Source organism: Legionella maioricensis (assembly GCF_023618015.1).
GTDB lineage: Bacteria > Pseudomonadota > Gammaproteobacteria > Legionellales > Legionellaceae > Legionella > Legionella maioricensis.
Genome location: NZ_JAJKBJ010000003.1, coordinates 181,279 through 199,030, shown reverse-complemented (window position 1 = coordinate 199,030; position 17,752 = coordinate 181,279). Strand labels below are relative to the sequence as shown.

Sequence of the window (17,752 nt, the reverse complement as noted above, 5' to 3'; positions counted from 1 at the left end):
TTCGAAAAAGGTTGCGATATGTACAGCACTACTTTTCAACAAATCCCTAAAAGTTACTAAAAATTGTAATTTATTTGGAAATATTGTTCTTTATATTGATTCCTTTATCAGAGCGTTAAGACAGGGTAGCAAGATCTGCAAAAGTTCAGATACATGAGTCTTTTGCAGATGTCCTTTTCCTCAAGGCTGCCCAGTCGTTTCCTTCTTCTAAAAACCTGAAGACAGAGCAAATTGGAAAAACTGTGTTTTATCAAACTGTTGTGGGTTCAAGGCTTTAGCAATACTAAATGCCAATGGTCCAAAAGGAGAGCGCCACTCTAAGGATATACCCGCAGAGTAACGTAATGGCCCTTCCAAAACGCCAGTTAAAGCGGCAGGAGTCGCTCTTGAAAATACGTTACCGGCATCCGCAAAAATAGTAGTTCTTATGTTATCTCGGCTTAAAGGATAAGGTAAAACAAGACCAGCACTTCCGTTAACCAGGAAGTTGGCACCTATAGCATTTCCAAAATTATCTATTGGGCCTAAAGAATAACTATCATAGCCGCGAACCTGGCCAGGCTGAGCCGTTCCCCCAGCATAATAGTTTTCAAAAAATGGAAGACCGTTACTATCGAAGGTATTCCCATAGCCTACGTTCCCTAAAATGGAAAATATCCATCCGCGGCCTAAGGGATAATACGCATGTGCTTGATAAGAACTCTTATAATAAGTTAATGATTGTGAGGTTGAAGGCAAGGCCACAACCGCAATTGCTTGTTGATTTATTCCTTTGTTCGGATAAGGCAGTTGATCATAACTGTTTCGACTCCAGCCTGAAGTCAGACGGACCTCCTGAAAATGTGAACCAAATAAATTAACAAAATTCTGAATCGGAATTACCGGACCTACAGTTTTGATATTCACATCCTGGTATCCATAACCCAATTGGAAGCTACTTGCCTCTCCCAGAGGGAAATTATAACTGACATCAACACCATAGCGATCAGAGCTGAACGTACTAACATTTAGATTTTTGGGATCAATTTTAGAATAATACAGGCTTGCTCCCCGGCCAATGCCAGTCTCCGTATAGAAGGGATTATAATAATTCAATGAATAATCCTGTCCCCATTTGGTAGCATTAAACGTAGCTCCCATGGAACGACCAGTACCCATGAAATTATGTTGAGTCACTGAAGTATTAAATTGATAACCATTAGTACCGTATCCAATGGAAGCACTCGCCTCAGCAGAAGGCGCCTCTTCTACTTGCACATCCAAATCAACTTGATTGTTCGTTCCGGCTACAGGATTGGTTTTAACATCAATATTTTTTATATAACCCAATAAACGTAATTGTCGTTCAGATTCTTTAATATTATGTAACGATAATAACCCACCTTCATCCTGACGAATCATACTTCGTAAGACAAAGTCGCCGGTTTTGGTATTACCATGAAAATTAATGCGACGCACATAAACATGACGACCAGGCTCAACCATGAACGTGATGAACACTGTCTTATTATTCTCATCTATTCGCGGATCAGCGCTAATAGCAGGGAAGCCATAACCTACATCCCCTAAAGCCAAACCAATCGCCGAGATAGATTCCGTCACTTTTTTACGGGAAAAGACATCGCCTTTTTTGACTTGCACCAGAGATTCAAGTTTTTCTTTAGGCAATACCGTCCGACCAGCTAATGCGTAGCCTGCAAAACGATATTGAGGACCCTCCTCAACATGAATGTTGATATAAACGTCTTTTCTGTCTGGAGACAATAAGACCTGTGATGAAACTATATTAAATTTCAGATAGCCTCTATCCAAATAGAAAGAGCGTAAGGCTTCTAAAGAAGCATCCATCCCTGCTTTGGAATACTGATCTTTTTTAGTAAAATAGGTAAAAATATTACTCGTTGTCAATGCAAATTCAGGGAGTAATTCGTTAGTGGAGAAGTCATGGTTACCAATGATTTTTATTTCTCTGATTCGCGAGACTCGCCCCTCAGAAACAGTAACGGTAATGCCAACTCTATTGTCCGTTAAAGGAGTCACTCGGGTCTCAATACGCGAATTGTATTTTCCTCTGGCGGTGTATGCCTGCTTTAACTCTTTCTCCAGACGCTCTAAAGAGGATTTTTGAAATACGCGACCTTTAGCTAATCCCATTTCTTTGAGAAAAGCTTTCATTTTATCAGCAGGAATTTCTTTATTTCCCACTATAGTAATCGTTCCTATAGTTGCTCTTTCTACCACATTAACAATTAATATATTGCCTTGTCGCTCAAGCGAGACAGATTGGAAAAAGCCTGTATCATAAAGAGTGCGAATGATTTGTCCCGTTGAGCCAGGACTTATTTCCTCACCTACTTGAACAGGAATATAGTTTAATACCGTTCCAGTAGATACTCTTTGTAAACCGGTAACTTTTATACCACGAACAATAAAGCCTCCTTCGGCTGCAGTCTGTGCAGACCAAGCTAAAAGAGTGGAACAACAAACACCTAAAATTAATTTATTACCGACTTTTTTCATTATTATTTTACGTCCAGTACTACGTGCATTCTTGAATTTAAGAATCGATTCAGTCACGCCAAAAATTGAAACCCTTTTATAGGAAGTAGAAACAGCTGTCAAGTTTCTCTATCGCTAATAAGCTATTTTAATCACATTATCGCTCTGGCCCCATCTTGTTACATCCCTCACTACGTTGTTCCATTGCAAAAGCTTAAGGAACAATAAGTGCCCTGTGATTACTCAATCAAAGCAGAGCCACTTCAGGCGAAAGTTATTCTTTTATCCTAGCCAGTTAATCTCGAGATATCATTAGTAAGCGCTACGAACATTAAGGCAACCAAGAGAAATAAACCAATATAAAGACCTATGGATTTAACCCCATCCGACAAAGGCTTGCGTCTAATAATTTCCACCACATAATACAACAAATGCCCGCCATCCAGCATAGGAATAGGCAATAAATTTAAAGCCCCTAAGCTGATGCTCACTAAAGCAAGAAAAAACAGATAAGATACTAATCCGCCACGTCCCGAATCACCAGCCCCTTGGGCGATGCCTACAGGACCACTAATGCTGTTTAGCCCCAGCTTTCCCGTAATCAGTCGGCTCATTAAAGTAAACGTAGTTCCTGTAAGGTGAATGGTTTGCTTGAAAGCAGTACCAATAGCTTCTAGCGGGCTTTGGCGCTCCAAACGTAACCAATGAGCAGGCCAATCTACTTTTTGCGAGCGCACCCCAATAAATCCCTCATTTTTACCTTGATTCTGTTGACTACCAGTAAGTAACTCAATATTTTGCACTGTTCCCCTTCTTTGGATTTGAAGAGTCAATCGAGTATCAGGACGCACCCGAACATAATCTACTAAAAACAGCCAATCATCAAAAGGCTTACCATCCACGCTTAAAATTTTGTCAGCAACGTGCAATCCCGCCTTTTCAGCTGGAGAATCAGGCACCACTTCCCCAATCACCGGCGGTACCGTTGGAATAAATGGCTCTATCCCCAGACTTTTAAGGGGATCTGGTCTTTTATCATCCAACTTCCAATTAGCTAAAGGAAGAGACACCACACTTTGATGCCCGTCAACTAAAGATTTAACGGTTAAACTGACTGTTTCCTGAGAACCAACTAAAGGCATCATCGCGTATTGAAAGTCGCGCCAACTGTTTATCTTAACATCGTTAAGAGCGATAATTTCTTCTTTTGGTGTCAAACCCGCCTTTGCAGCAATGCTGTTTGGCTTCACCGACTCAATCATCGGCGCTAGAGAATGCATCCCAATAACTAAAACAAACCACAAGGCTATAAAAGCAAAAATAAAATTAAATAGAGGGCCGGCCAATACAATGGCAATGCGCACTAGTACGGATTGATTATTAAAGGCCAAATGCTTTTCTTTTTCGTCTACGTTCCCTTCAGACTCATCAAGCATTTTGACATAGCCACCCAGAGGAATCAGCGACCAGGCATACTCAGTTCCTCTTTTATCGTGCCAGCGAGCCAGTACTTTTCCAAAACCAAAAGAAAAGCGTAATACTTTTACGCCACACCAACGCGCAATTTGAAAATGACCATACTCATGCACAATGACCAGCAATAATAAAGCTAATAAAAAATACAGAAGGGTTATAAGCATGGCGCTATCCCAAAGTTAATACGCTGGAAATTAAACTCCCCGCGGTATATAAGTTAATCCAAAATAAAATAAAGGCAAAGCAGCAATCAAACTGTCCAATCGATCTAGAATACCGCCATGACCAGGAATAAGAGTACCCGTATCTTTTAAATGACAACGTCGTTTTAATATACTGATAAATAAATCACCAAAAATAGAAATGATCACGGTAGCCAGTGCTAAGCCAAACCAGCAGACAATATAATTTGGTTTAAAACAAATAAAACCAATTACCGCAACAACCATCGCTAAAATAACGCCACCAGCTACGCCTTCCCATGACTTGCCGGGACTTACTTGAGGAATTAATTTATGCTTTCCCCAACGCTTACCGGTGATATAGGCACCTATATCGGAAGCCCAAATTAAAAAAAGTAAATAAACAAGTAAGGTTTTACCCTGAGGTAAATAATAAAGATGAATAAGGCTTTGCAAAAATAAAGGCAAGAGCAGAAAACAAACCCCAGCCACTACAGCGGGATAGCCCCAATAATGTTGCGAGTTGGGGAAAGTTAATATGGCAATACAATTTAATGCCCAAACTACTAGCCCGAGAATTAACCAATAAGAAAACAAATAACCACAAGCCCACAAACCGAATACCAGGAGAACAAGGAAACCGATTTGAAAAGCCAGCGTATTTAATGGAATTAACCCCCAACACTCTCTGCCAGCAACCAAAAGAATCAACAAGACAACCCCGCCTAAAAACCAGGCAGGGGCATAAAAAAGAATCAATAAAACCAAAGGCACGAGAACAAGTGTGGTGATTAAGCGTTGCATAAACATGATGGTGCCCTTATTTAGATGGAGAAACGAGTCCAAACCGTCTTTTGCGTTTACTAAAAGATGCTAATGCCAAACTCAACTCATGTTCATTAAAGTCTGGCCAATGGACTTCTGTAAAATAAAGCTCTGTATAAGCTAGCTGCCAAAGGAAAAAATTACTAATTCGTAACTCGCCACTGGTCCGTATAAAGAGATCCGGCTCAGGCAAACCATCAGTATCCAGGAATTGAGCAAAGGCTTCTTCATTGATCTCATCCAAAGTCAACTGACCATTAACTACAGCTTGGGTCATCTTTTTTGCAGCAGTTACTATATCCCACTTCCCGCCATAATTAACTACCACATTCAAAATTAATTGTTGATTATTGCGCGTCAATGTCTCCGCTTCATGCATTTGTTTTTGCAAAACAGCAGATAAAAGACTTCTGTCTCCAGTAAAATGCATTCGGATGCCGTGTTGATTTAACTCTGCTAACTCGTTTCTTAAAGCCTCTAAAAACAACTTCATGAGAAAATTGACTTCTTCAGCTGGTCTCGACCAGTTTTCAGAACTAAACGCAAATAAACTAAGACAGGGAATTTTTTTTTCCAAACAACAACGAATCATTTTTTTAACTGACTCAACACCTGCTTTGTGTCCTTCGATGCGCGCCAAACCACGATTTTCAGCCCAACGCCCATTACCATCCATAACTATGGCGATGTGCTGAGGTAATTTATGCTCCAAAACCACTCTTCCTACATTCAAAAATGGCTCATAGTCTACCCTTTTTAATGCAAAAATTTAAGTACCACTAATAAATCGATTGACCTTATTGTTTAAAAACTTCATTATTAGTACCTATTAATTATCAAAACGCTCAATCACTGCTCGTCATTAACAGCACCAGGGAGATAAAACTAATGACTTTTAGTGTCCTACGCCGTCTTTGGCCCCTGCTGCTATTAGCTGTGTTATTTTTTATTTTCTACTCTTTCCATCTCAATCAATATTTAACCTACTCCAGCTTAAAATTACATCACAAACAATTAACATCCTGGACGGATAGCCATTATATTTACGCCGTTGTCCTATTCATGACGATTTATATCCTTTGTATTGTAGCCTCTATTCCTGTAGCTCTTTTTCTGACCTTGACAGGAGGACTTTTCTTCGGCGTCCTTTGGGGAGCTCTATATGTGGTTATTAGCGCCACTATAGGCTCAACCCTAATCTTTCTTATTATTAAATTCGCTTTAAGTGATTGGATGACGAAACGGACTGCTCAATGGGTAAAAAAAATGCGTCGCGGTTTTCAACATGATGCATTTGCTTATTTGCTCGTATTACGCCTAATTCCTCTCTTTCCCTTTTGGGTAGTTAACATTGTGCCGGCTTTACTTGGCATTGAAACCAAAATTTTTATTCTCGCTACTTTTCTGGGCATCATCCCGGGCTCTTTGATTTACGCAGCAATTGGAGGGGAGTTAAATCATCTTTTTGATATTGGGCAAACACCTGATGTAAAAATTATTTTTTCTCCACAACTCTTTTTACCCCTACTTGGCTTAGCATTTCTTTCCTTGTTGCCAATATTCTATACAAAAATCAAAGGTTCCTCATGAAACACTTAATTCAATGTGATCTGACAATTATTGGAGCAGGCTCCTACCCAACCTTAAGTGAACTAAGTAAACGAGTCGCCAGCCAATTTTATACGCCCAAGCTGTTTTCGAGCACAGTCAAAAAACTGGTTAAATTTTTGTCTTACTTCTAATGAGGAACATGATGAAAAAATATTTATCTTTGGCTACACTCCCCGCCTCAATTTTGTTATTTTGCTGGGGATTATGTTCATCCTCAATAAGTTATGCCGACTCGTCAGCAGGCTTTGCTTTATCAGAACATTGGGCGATTGGCCAGCAAGTAGCTCTTCGCTTTAAAGTAGATCAAGCGCCTGAAGCAGCCCTTCCCTTACATTTAAAAAATGGCTTAACCCTGACTTTCGGTGACATTATCAGTCTTGGTGATCTTTATGGAGTTTTAGGAAAACCAATCAGTCATGGCCTTGATCAACAGGAAAAACAAGCTCGATTTAAAGATGCGTTTAAAACTTTTGCCAAAAGTTTTGCTGCTGTTGGTGAAGTAAGAGAGCTGACTTCGGTAATAAAAATGGAAATACGTGAAATCGAAGCCGGTATAGAACGAGGCGAAACAGCTGAGGACATCTACAAACGCGTCGGAAACGAAATTGGTCGCCAAGTGAACTGCATTACTGGCGGGGGATGTACAAGCCATGGCTGGTGGCTCTATCCGGGTCGTTATTTACTCCTGGCTCTGGAAAATTACGATCATTTTTCTCCCAATAATATAAGTGTTTATAAAAATGGGCATCAAGTTGCCTTACAACAAGCTTTAAAAGCCAAAAAGACAGGTAAACGTTCGGATTTAGAGCTTGCTTATGCCATGGAAGCTTTTGCTGCTCATTATTTATCCGACCATTTTGCTGCTGGACACTTAAGAACCCCGAGGGGAGACTTAAAAAATAAGGTGACTCCAGCCGTACTCGGATCTTTACTATCCAACTACATGCATAATGAAGAAAATAAATACGGCTTACACGTACACAATGCTCTGGGCGACCAATGGATAATCTATGGTGATTTTTCCTATTTCAATCCCTTGAATCAATTAAACCGACAAATGTTATTAAAAACCTTGCAACAATCAGCCGATGAACTATTTGATGCTTATAATTCGGGGGCCATGCCAGAGCAAAGCCACGTTTTAGAGATGCTTCCTGATGTGACTCCCTTAACTGATGAAAATAATTTAGACATTACTCCAATGTTTTTCTGGGATGATGTGAACAAACAACTTTATAGAAGAACGGATTTATCCAATCCTTACGATAAAAAAATGACCAGCGGCTGGTGGGGTTGGAGTACTTTGTTATTATTAAAGAACCAATACGGAATTACCTCAACCATCCAACTCAGTTTAACTAATTATCTGTCCCAATTTAATCCTGAGGAGGTTGATAATAGCCCAGTCGCTTAATCTAACTTTTTCACTCTATCATCTCGAGTTCCAATCACGAATCAAGCAATGCCACGCCATCTCGATCAAAGATACACCGCCTCGACCAAAGATGCGCCACCAAGAGCAGTACCACGTCATCTCGAGCAATGCTACGTCATCCCGAACGAAGTGAGGGATCTCCCAAAGTGGGCACAGTGCTCATGCCAGGAGCTCTCTCGCTGGCGCTCGTGATGACGTAGTATTGCTGTATTGGTGTAGCGCAGCAAGATTTAAAAATGAATTATTAAACAAGGGACCAATTGTCTTGAACAAATCGTTTATCTAATAAAACATCTTTGTCATAAACGCCCTATAAAAGACTATACTTTAAACAGGATAGTCTTTTATAAAATGCTAAAAAGGAGTGGATTATGAATACATCGACGAGAAATTATCCAATATACCGCACTCTTTTTCTGGCAATAAGTTTCTTTTCCAGCTCGGCATGTTTAGCAGAACACGGTGGCGGCGGAGGATACAATCAAAATGTAGGAAATCATCTGGGTGGTGAATACGATCAAAACGGTGGATACAACCACAGCGGAAACTACAACCCAGACGATAGATATCATCAAGATTATGGCTATCATCAAGACGATGAGGAACTTAATTATTACACAGCTCCCAGTATTGGCAACTACGTACCTGGAAGTGGTTGGCAAGCACCAGCGGTTATTTTCGAGCCAGGGAATGATAATGATAATTGCCAAAACATCCAGCAATGTGACCCCAGCGGTAATTGCATTCTTACTCAAAATTGCGATTGAGTTATAAGAGCTATTGGTTTAAATTGCCTGCAACTACCTGCGGAAAAAAGACAGGGCTTGTTATCTTAAGTGAAATTAGCACTGCTGACAGTTGAACATATCTGCTCGTCTCTCACTGTCATTAAGGCTACATTGGACACGCTATATGCCCCTAGACCCCACGGGTTCTAGGGGGACGCCCCTTTAGCTACTGTCTGCTTTGCATTTTTGCTGTGATGAAAGCATTACATTGTTGTAGAACGCTCGGACTAAAACTGGCATTGGATAAAACTTTGTTATTGTTTACCACAGGAATAACACAATTTTCTATTAATCCTTTCCCAACTTTTGCCCCACCTTTATAGTAACCTAATTGCATGCAAGCCTGCGCAATCGGCCGACAAGGATTTGCAGTCCAACCATAGATACTAATACCCATAGCTAATGCAAACACACCTAACCTAGAAGAGAATTTGTTCATATTCAATTCCTTATGAGGATATTTATAATAATCACATCACTACCCAATGAACTATAGCACAATATTCACAAACCATATTTTTGTCTCACTAAGACTTTGAATTAAAGTATCTATATACCTCTTTAGTTAGCATAGGTATAATCTTGAAAAAGCCAATGTATTGATAAATTTAGGATTATCTTCATGAAAAAAAATGCCCCCCTGGTGCTCATGATTCTTGATGGCTGGGGCTATAACGAAAATAATAAACACAATGCAATTGCTCAAGCCCATACTCCCCAATGGGATGAGTGGTGGAAAAATGCCCCTCATATTCTTTTGCAAGCGTCAGGATTACCCGTTGGCTTACCGGATGCCCAAATGGGGAACTCGGAAGTAGGACACATGCACATCGGTGCAGGCAGAGTCATACAACAAGATTTTACTCGAATTAATCAGGCTATAGCCCAAAGCGAATTTACTAGAAATCCCCTATTTAATGAGATGCTGGATAATTTACAAAAAACGGGAAAATCGCTACATATTATGGGGTTATTATCGCCTGGTGGCGTTCATAGTCATGAACAGCATTTATTTGCCTTATTGGCTCTTTGCGATAGCAAACAATTCACCTCTGTTTGTTTGCATTTATTTCTCGATGGCAGAGACACGCCGCCACAAAGTGCACTTGAAAGTATTGAGCGTTTAAATAAAGAACTCCAAGCCCACCCAGTAGGTAAAATATGCTCGATTAGTGGCCGCTATTATGCAATGGATAGAGACAAACGATGGGAGCGAATAAAGCCCGTTTATACTTTATTAACTGAAGGTCAAAGTAAAAACCATGCTACAGACGCACAAATTGCAGTAAGAGCCTGTTATCAACAAAATCTATCGGATGAATTTATTCCTCCAACGCGAATAGGAGAGGCAACCCCCATTGAAGATGGGGATGCTGTTTTATTCTTTAATTTCCGTGCGGACCGAGCACGGCAATTAACTTCAGCATTTATAGATCCGTCCTTTAATGGATTTAATCGAGCCATTTGTCCTCAATTATCTTACTTTGTCACTATGACTCAATACGATAAAAATTTGCCAACTCTCAGTGCCTTTCCCCCTATTCCTTTAAATAATACCCTGGGAGAAATATTATCAGCGCATGGTTTAAGACAGCTGCGTATTGCAGAAACGGAAAAATATGCTCACGTTACTTTTTTCTTTAATGGTGGAAACGAACTTGTTTTCCCTAATGAGAAAAGGATTATGATCCAATCACCTAAAGTCGCAACCTATGATCTACAACCCGAGATGAGCGCTCCTGAGTTAACAACAACCCTAATTGAAGCAATAAACAGTCAGGCTTACGATGTCATTATCTGTAATTACGCTAATGCCGATATGGTCGGGCACAGTGGTAATTTTGATGCCACCGTTCACGCAATTGAATGTTTAGACCAATGCATGAGTCAGGTTTGGCAGGCACTTGCCAAGCTGGGAGGCAAATTATTAATTACGGCAGATCACGGCAATGCCGAAGAAATGTTTGATGAGCACACTCATCAAGCCCACACGGCCCATACCAGTGAACCAGTTCCTTTTGTCTACGTGGGCGGCGATTGGCATTTTACTCAATTAACAGGAAGTTTAATCGATATAGCGCCGACCCTGCTTACCCTCATAGGAATTACCCCCCCAACTGAAATGACAGGCCATGTTTTATTGGAAAAAAACCATGCCCATGCCTATTAAAGAATACTTAATTTCATCTAAGCGTTTCGTATACCTTTATGGAATGGCTCTCAGTATGACGTTTTCTTTTTGCCCTCAGGCAAAAGCAACATCCCCTGTCGCCCAAACCCAGAGTAAACTCAAACAGTTAGATACCAAAATTAATAATCTGCGGCAAATTTTAGCTTCCGCTCATGATAAACGGGGTGTATTAAATAAAGAATTATCCGGAACAGAAAAACAAATCGGAGAGTGTGTCCAGAAACTACGCTCAATTCAACTGGATATGAATGCTAAAGAGCGTAAAATTAACGAGCTGCAAGCTTCAGTTAATACGCTAAATCAACAGTTATCGACTCAACAGCAACTCTTAGCAAGCCATGTGCGAGCCCGTTATCAAATGGGGGAGTATCAACCGCTAAAATGGCTACTCAATCAGGATAATCCCTATAAAGTCAGTCGGATTCTGACTTATTACCAATACATTATTAAATCGCGTCAGCAATTAATTGATCAAATCGATGAAACACGCAAAAAAATCAATGAAAACAAAGATAAGCTCCACAAGGAATTAGGTAAAAACCAACGATTACAAGAACAACTGACCCAACATCAACAGCAGTTGCAACAAAACAAAAGCTATCATACCACTTTAATCCAGTCTCTGAATCATGAGATTCAAACGAATCAACTCACTTTAAGAGACTTTCAAAAAGACAAAGACAACTTATCACGCTTGTTAAAGTCATTAACGCAACAAAGTGTTGTTCAAAGCAGCAAACCCTTCGCTCAGATGCGCAAAAAATTGCCGCTCCCAGTACAAACTGAACATAGAACCCTGCAAAAGATGAATCAAGGGGTGACATTTTTTGCCGACGAAGGGGCGGTAGTTACTGCCGTCTATCCAGGAAAAGTTGTATTTAGTGACTGGCTAAAAGGCTATGGTTTACTACTCATCATTGACCATGGACAAGGATTTATGACCTTATACGCCCACAATCAATCGCTTTTCAAACATAAAGGACAAATGGTTCATCAAAGAGAACAAATCGCTAGTGTAGGTCATAGCGGTGGAATTAAACAAAACGGTCTATACTTTGAAATAAGACTAAGAGGAAAAGCGGTGTCCCCGCTAGACTGGCTGTCTTAAGTTTGCCTCTGGCACTCAAATTGCATTTCAATATTTAATAAAAACAAAAAAGAAGCGGCTGATTTTGTGGCCTTGCATCCGAGGAGATCGCTATGGTTATTAAGAAAATACTTCCACGTACTTTAGCAGTTGTGTATGCATTAAGTTTAATGCTTCCTTTAACTGCTTTTTCAGCTGATGAAACGAACTCAAATAATTCTAATACGAAACGAATTCCATTGGAAGACGTCCAACGATTTTCTAATGCCATTGGTGAAATAAAAAAATACTATGTAAAACCCATTGATGACAAAGAATTATTTGATAATGCCATTCGTGGCATGTTAAGCGGTTTAGACCCTCATTCCAGCTATTTGAATGAAGAAGAATTCAAAGAACTGCAAACATCGACCAGTGGTGAGTTTGGGGGATTAGGAATAGAAGTCACCATGGAAGATGGTGTAGTAAAAGTTATTACTCCTCTGGTTGATACTCCAGCCTTCAAAGCAGGAATCAAATCCGGTGACTACATCATAAAATTAGGCAAAGAGTCTGTGCAAGGTCTGTCTCTTAAAGATGCGGTGAATTTAATGCGTGGTAAAGCAGGTTCGACTATAGAACTGACTGTATTACGTAAAGGGGTAAGCAAACCTTTAACTTTTGACTTAATCCGTGAAGTCATTCAAATTAAAAGTGTGCAAAGTAAAATGCTCAGCGACGGCTATGGATATATTCGCCTGACTCAATTTCAGGCATTAACTGCCAAAGACATGCTCCAGGCGATCGAACAATTAAAACAACAATCTAATGGAAAATTAAAAGGACTGGTGTTAGATCTAAGAAATAATCCCGGAGGTCTACTCGATTCAGCAATCCAGGTTTCTGATGCTTTTCTTGGTAATGACAAATCAGGAAAACCAGAAATGATCGTTTATACCGAAGGACGTCAACCCGGCTCAAAATTTACAGCCTTGGCTAAACCTAATCCGTCAGATGCAATTGATCATGCGCCAATGGTCGTCTTAATTAATAATGGTTCTGCTTCTGCTTCTGAAATAGTTGCTGGGGCTTTAAAAGATAATAAGAGAGCCATAATATTGGGAACAAAAAGCTTCGGTAAAGGGTCTGTTCAAACAGTATTGCCTCTGGATAGCAAAACGGGGATCAAGCTAACTACTGCTCTATACTATACTCCGTCTGGAACTTCAATTCAGGCTAAAGGAATTATTCCGGATATCGTAGTAGAAGAGCTGGATGTTCCTAAAGATGCCAACAAAAAAGCGGATGTAACAGGATTCAGTGAAGCCGAGCTTAGTGGACACTTAATTAACAAAAGTAATCCTGAAAATACATCCGCTAAAAAGTCTAATATCAAAACAGCGGACTTAATCCATGAAGATTATCAACTTTATGCCGCATTAACTGTATTAGAAGGCATGGCTTTAGCAAATAGATAATCGTCAATACGATACTAATTCTTAATCAGCAGTTCAGTGAACTGCTGATTTTTTTTGTTTTCAACTAGGCAGTCTGTATCTTCCCTTGATTGACCTGCTTCACCTCAGATTGAGTATACAAAACCCCATTTTTATCCAAATTGAAAGGCCCCATTACTCCTGTACCAAATGCCAGATTATGAATTTGCTCCGCAAGATCCTGACTGGTAAAGTCATGTCTGACTTTCATCGCCATGATGACGCTCTGATTCAGTATATGGAACACATCAAAAGCATAGCCTGCTTCAGTAACCGGATAATTTAAATTGGCCTCTTGGTATTGATTAACAAACTCCGGTTTCATTTCATGAGTATCTACATACCATTGACCGTTAAAAACCTGCATTACCTTAGGAGTGACTCGTTGGATAATACTGGTAACCGGTTTATCGATATGGGCTGTCTTCATTTCTGATTGAATTAATTCAATATCTTCAGGAGAAGCCATAATGAAATACAGATCGGGATTTTTTCCTTTAATTTTATCAATCAGGCCAGAGAAATCCTTGGTTCCCGTGTCGTATTTTTCGTAGGTGGCAATTTTTATGGATGAATCTGTTTGTAATTGCTTCACTACGGTATGTGTTAAAATTTCATGCGATGGGTGATTCGTGGTAATGATACCTAACTGGTTGACCTTTTTTTGCTTTAGCTTTTTTACTAAAACGGAGGCTTGTTCGTAAGCGGGGCTCCAGACCAGAAAATTATTCTTACCATCAGCAATGGCAGGATCGCTGGCCATACTAAAATGAATAATATTATTTTGTTTTGCAAATGCAGCTAATGATGCTCCATTCACCGAATCTTCGGTTAACAATACTTTAATCTGATGCACCTTGATAAATTTTTGTAACGTATTGATTGGATTACGATGCTCAGGGAGTTTATCCAAGGTATAAAATGAATAGTGAACGTTCGAAGGTTTTAGTTGATCACGAGCCATCTCCATAGCCCCTAACATATTCCTGCCTATAAACGCATGCTTACTAGAGAATGGAGCATAAATTCCAATATGCACATCAACCTGGCTTTTCTCCGTTACTTCATTAAAACCAGGAGCAGCATATAAACCGGTTAACAATAGTGATAAAACAAAACTGCAGAATGCCACGGCAGATTTTAGCAGTACTTGTGTCATATTCATCTTCACCAGAGTAATAAACGATAAAAAATATTCTGCTATGAATAGTTAATAAATACAATCATTATTGCATGTAGAAACCAACTATAATTATTCATCGCTTTATCCTACGCTATCTATCCCCAATGTCTTATATTAGAAGCAACACTCGAGCTGTAAATACAAATTAAAAATAAAAACTGTTGGGAATTCGGACAGATTATGCGATAATCTCCTCTCAACTGAAAGACAAAAAAATCACCATGACTTTTATTAGACCAATACTATCTCTGCTTTGTATTTTCTTTATTTCTTCATTACAAGCCAACGTCACCTCTTATTTTAATCAAATAAAAACAGATCCTAAGGCACTTTATGCATTTTTTAAAATGATGCCTAAAGGGGGAGAGTTGCACTATCATTTAGCAGGAGGCCCCTATCCAGAGACTATGTTGTTGCTCGCTTCGAAAGGCGACTATTGTTTAGATAAAAAAACATTGGCAATGAACAAAACTGCCCGCAACTGCAATGGGGTTAAATCTAAAGACATACTGAATCAACCGGAGCTTTATTCTCAGATTATAAAAGATTGGTCTATGAAGGATTTTATTCCTGGAAAAGAATCAGGACACGATCATTTTTTCAATGGCTTTATGAAGTATATGCCTATAGTGTTTGATTATCGTTCCGCATTACTGGCCAATGTCATTCAAAGAGCAGCAGCGCAACAAGAGCAATATTTGGAAATAATGGACATTCCAGATAATGCTCAATCAACACTTTTTGGCACTTTAATAAAGAATATTCCGTCTTATGCCGAAAAGAAAAAGTTATTATTGGCTAATAAGGATTTTCAAAACAACATTAGCCAGACCGTTGAAGAAAGTGAGCGCACCCTGACTCAAGCCCGGGAACATTTAGGATGTAAGACTAACCCTCAGGCTGAACCCTGCAAAGTAGAAATAAAATTCCTTTACTATTCTCTTCGTGAACAATCTAAGGATAATCTTTTTGCCCAAACGCTCAATGCATTTGAAGCAGTGTCACGCTCTAAAGGTAATTTGGTAGGTGTTAATTTAGTAGAACCAGAAGATGGCATTATCTCTTTGCGTGATTACCACCAACAAATGCTTATTTTTCAATTTTTTCATCAACAATACCCTAATGTAAACATTTCTCTGCACGCGGGAGAATTAGAGCCTGGACCGGTGAAACCTAAAGATTTAGGTTATCATATTCGTGATGCATTATTTACAGGTCATGCCCAACGAATCGGCCATGGTGCGGCCATAGCCCATGAAGACAAAGCTGGGGATACCTTAAACTATATGGCAAAACATCAGTTAGCTGTGGAAATTAATCTCATAAGCAATTTAAAAATACTTAATCTGTCAGGTCCCGATCATCCCCTTAATTCTTATCTTTCTCATCGTGTTCCTGTAGTTTTATCTACTGACGATGAAGGAGTATTAAGAACAAATCTAACTCGTCAATATGTGGCGGCGGTTCTTAAGCAGGGATTGGATTATGAAGGATTAAAACAAATCAATAGAAATACCTTAACCTATGCCTTTGTTCCTGGTAAAAGCATATGGGCTGATGCCAGCAAGGCCAAACTGATTCAAGAGTGTGCGGATTTAAATAGTGATAGCTGTAAGGAATTTATTACTCATAATGAGAAAGCAACATTACAATGGAATTTGGAGCAAAAATTAATCTCTTTTGAAAATAAATACAATAACAGCATCTCTTAATCAAAGAACATATGGAACGCCATCAATGATATGTGGAACAAACCAGCATCAAGCACTCTGGCTTATTTAAACGACTAGCCGAACCTTTGTTAGAACATTTTGGGATTAATTATTTTGGTTACCCATTTGTCTCTAACGAAGGTAATTGGTTTACCCTGGTTAATAATCCCCATTGGCTGTTGTACAGTGCTGAGCAGCAATTTGATCCCAGCTTAATCCAATACAGAAAACAAGGTATAGGCACAGCACTATACTATGCCAGACTCAACGAAGCGAAAAAACAAGGCTATGAAACATACCGCCTTACAAGCGACGCCAATGGTATCCGCGCTGGATGCTGCTCTAGGGTTTGATATGCACTCGCAACTATCGATTTATAAGTATAAAAAATCTTTCAACCTATAGGTACAAGTACAATTTGTACCTTACGATACTCTAATTGGCTAATATTAAATTCCAGGGCCTTTTCTCTCTATCTCATCTGCCAATCCATTCGGAGTAATACCCCATGGTTTTGTCTTAGAGTGTTTAATGGGCAATCCACCTTTATTCAAAATGTCGCTAACAAGCGTAGTGCAATTATAAGCTTGCTCAGTACTTTCTTTTTTCTCAGATATTTTTCGGTGCATTTCAATGTCAACTGGGTCTTGAGCAATAAATGCTGAACTGTCTTTAAAAAATTTAATCAAATTCACATTCGGAAATAATTGATAACTCACCTCACCCGTTTTTACCTTTTCATGGGTTTTATGAATGTGCTCCCTCATTGCAGGAGTATCAAGATTTTTAAAATGATATACCCGGTCAGGCTGCAAAGGACCTGAATCTTTATGTGGTTTTACATTTCGAGGTCCATCCATATCAATAAAAACTGTATTTTTTTCCCCCCCTAAATTCTCCATATCTTCAGATAGATTTGTAGCAATATGGGCCGGTAAAGGTAATACTGATGTTAATCCCATCGATGGGATTTTATCAGGATGAATGCTGGCATACTCTCCAGGATCCTCCTCCTTCATTTTGGGCTGAGCCCCGCCTATTTGTACTGCGACATGCCCCACGTTATCTGCAGTCATACTCCAAATAAATACCCAAGTATCTTTATCTTTTGGCCCTTCAGCGGGTTTTATTTCTTGTGCAGGAGAGGGTGAATCAGAAATATCAAGACTACCTTCTTTATTTTTTTTAACAGATAAATCCAAGGGAGGAGTACTAACTTCCCTATTTTTTTTAGATTTTAGAAATGAAAACATTACAATCCTTTTATAATTAGAAAAACTGGAGCCTA

The 17,752-nt window shown here is 39.4% G+C and carries 16 protein-coding genes; 9 read left to right on the top strand and 7 right to left on the bottom strand.

The features are described 5' to 3' along the window. Positions 1-207 precede the first annotated feature (207 nt). The 4 genes from bamA to uppS all read right to left on the bottom strand — a co-directional run bounded on the left by bamA (position 208) and on the right by uppS (position 5,694). Complete coding sequence (gene bamA, locus LOX96_RS04610) at positions 208-2,520, bottom strand: outer membrane protein assembly factor BamA (RefSeq protein ID WP_250419322.1); 2,313 nt, start codon at positions 2,518-2,520, stop codon at positions 208-210. Positions 2,521-2,786: 266 nt separating this feature from the next. Beyond that, entirely contained in the window at positions 2,787-4,139 is a 1,353-nt protein-coding gene (gene rseP, locus LOX96_RS04605; protein ID WP_250419324.1) for an RIP metalloprotease RseP, read from the bottom strand. A gap of 30 nt (positions 4,140-4,169) precedes the next feature. Beyond that, positions 4,170-4,967, bottom strand: a complete 798-nt coding sequence (locus tag LOX96_RS04600; protein WP_250419326.1) for a phosphatidate cytidylyltransferase — start codon at positions 4,965-4,967, stop codon at positions 4,170-4,172. Positions 4,968-4,977: 10 nt separating this feature from the next. Next, positions 4,978-5,694, bottom strand: a complete 717-nt coding sequence (gene uppS / locus LOX96_RS04595) for a polyprenyl diphosphate synthase (protein ID WP_250419764.1) — start codon at positions 5,692-5,694, stop codon at positions 4,978-4,980. Between the two features lie 176 nt (positions 5,695-5,870). On the opposite strand from uppS, the gene LOX96_RS04590 reads away from it, so the two are divergent. From LOX96_RS04590 to LOX96_RS04575, 4 genes are all read left to right on the top strand, one after another. Continuing rightward, positions 5,871-6,572 carry a TVP38/TMEM64 family protein gene (locus LOX96_RS04590; RefSeq protein ID WP_250419327.1) on the top strand — a complete coding sequence of 234 codons (702 nt, stop codon included), beginning with the start codon at positions 5,871-5,873 and terminating at the stop codon, positions 6,570-6,572. Beyond that, entirely contained in the window at positions 6,569-6,724 is a 156-nt protein-coding gene (locus LOX96_RS04585) for a hypothetical protein (RefSeq protein WP_250419329.1), read from the top strand. The genes LOX96_RS04590 and LOX96_RS04585 overlap by 4 nt, the downstream gene beginning before the upstream one ends. 8 nt (positions 6,725-6,732) lie before the next feature. Next, positions 6,733-8,007, top strand: a complete 1,275-nt coding sequence (locus LOX96_RS04580) for a phospholipase (RefSeq protein WP_250419331.1) — start codon at positions 6,733-6,735, stop codon at positions 8,005-8,007. Positions 8,008-8,399: 392 nt separating this feature from the next. After that, positions 8,400-8,795 carry a hypothetical protein gene (locus LOX96_RS04575; protein WP_250419333.1) on the top strand — a complete coding sequence of 132 codons (396 nt, stop codon included), beginning with the start codon at positions 8,400-8,402 and terminating at the stop codon, positions 8,793-8,795. A gap of 187 nt (positions 8,796-8,982) precedes the next feature. Here LOX96_RS04575 and LOX96_RS04570 read toward each other — a convergent pair whose 3' ends face one another. Next, positions 8,983-9,255 carry a hypothetical protein gene (locus LOX96_RS04570; protein WP_250419334.1) on the bottom strand — a complete coding sequence of 91 codons (273 nt, stop codon included), beginning with the start codon at positions 9,253-9,255 and terminating at the stop codon, positions 8,983-8,985. A gap of 183 nt (positions 9,256-9,438) precedes the next feature. On the opposite strand from LOX96_RS04570, the gene gpmI reads away from it, so the two are divergent. The 3 genes from gpmI to LOX96_RS04555 all read left to right on the top strand — a co-directional run bounded on the left by gpmI (position 9,439) and on the right by LOX96_RS04555 (position 13,551). Beyond that, entirely contained in the window at positions 9,439-10,986 is a 1,548-nt protein-coding gene (gene gpmI / locus LOX96_RS04565; RefSeq protein ID WP_250419336.1) for a 2,3-bisphosphoglycerate-independent phosphoglycerate mutase, read from the top strand. A 43-nt stretch (positions 10,987-11,029) separates the two neighbouring features. Then, on the top strand, positions 11,030-12,115 hold the full coding sequence (locus LOX96_RS04560; RefSeq protein WP_250419767.1) for a murein hydrolase activator EnvC family protein: 1,086 nt from the start codon (positions 11,030-11,032) through the stop codon (positions 12,113-12,115). 92 nt (positions 12,116-12,207) lie between these two features. Next, the gene (locus LOX96_RS04555) at positions 12,208-13,551 is read left to right on the top strand and encodes a S41 family peptidase (protein ID WP_250419338.1); all 1,344 of its coding nucleotides are present in this window, start codon (positions 12,208-12,210) and stop codon (positions 13,549-13,551) included. A 64-nt stretch (positions 13,552-13,615) separates the two neighbouring features. Here LOX96_RS04555 and LOX96_RS04550 read toward each other — a convergent pair whose 3' ends face one another. Then, positions 13,616-14,728, bottom strand: a complete 1,113-nt coding sequence (locus tag LOX96_RS04550) for an ABC transporter substrate-binding protein (RefSeq protein WP_250419340.1) — start codon at positions 14,726-14,728, stop codon at positions 13,616-13,618. A 245-nt stretch (positions 14,729-14,973) separates the two neighbouring features. On the opposite strand from LOX96_RS04550, the gene LOX96_RS04545 reads away from it, so the two are divergent. Together LOX96_RS04545 and LOX96_RS04540 are read left to right on the top strand one after the other, a co-directional pair. Next, complete coding sequence (locus tag LOX96_RS04545; RefSeq protein WP_250419342.1) at positions 14,974-16,464, top strand: adenosine deaminase family protein; 1,491 nt, start codon at positions 14,974-14,976, stop codon at positions 16,462-16,464. A 32-nt stretch (positions 16,465-16,496) separates the two neighbouring features. Continuing rightward, a complete protein-coding gene (locus tag LOX96_RS04540; protein ID WP_250419344.1) occupies positions 16,497-16,817 on the top strand; it encodes a GNAT family N-acetyltransferase in 321 nt (106 codons plus the stop codon). A 96-nt stretch (positions 16,818-16,913) separates the two neighbouring features. Here LOX96_RS04540 and LOX96_RS04535 read toward each other — a convergent pair whose 3' ends face one another. Continuing rightward, the gene (locus LOX96_RS04535; RefSeq protein WP_250419346.1) at positions 16,914-17,717 is read right to left on the bottom strand and encodes a hypothetical protein; all 804 of its coding nucleotides are present in this window, start codon (positions 17,715-17,717) and stop codon (positions 16,914-16,916) included. Positions 17,718-17,752 lie beyond the last annotated feature (35 nt).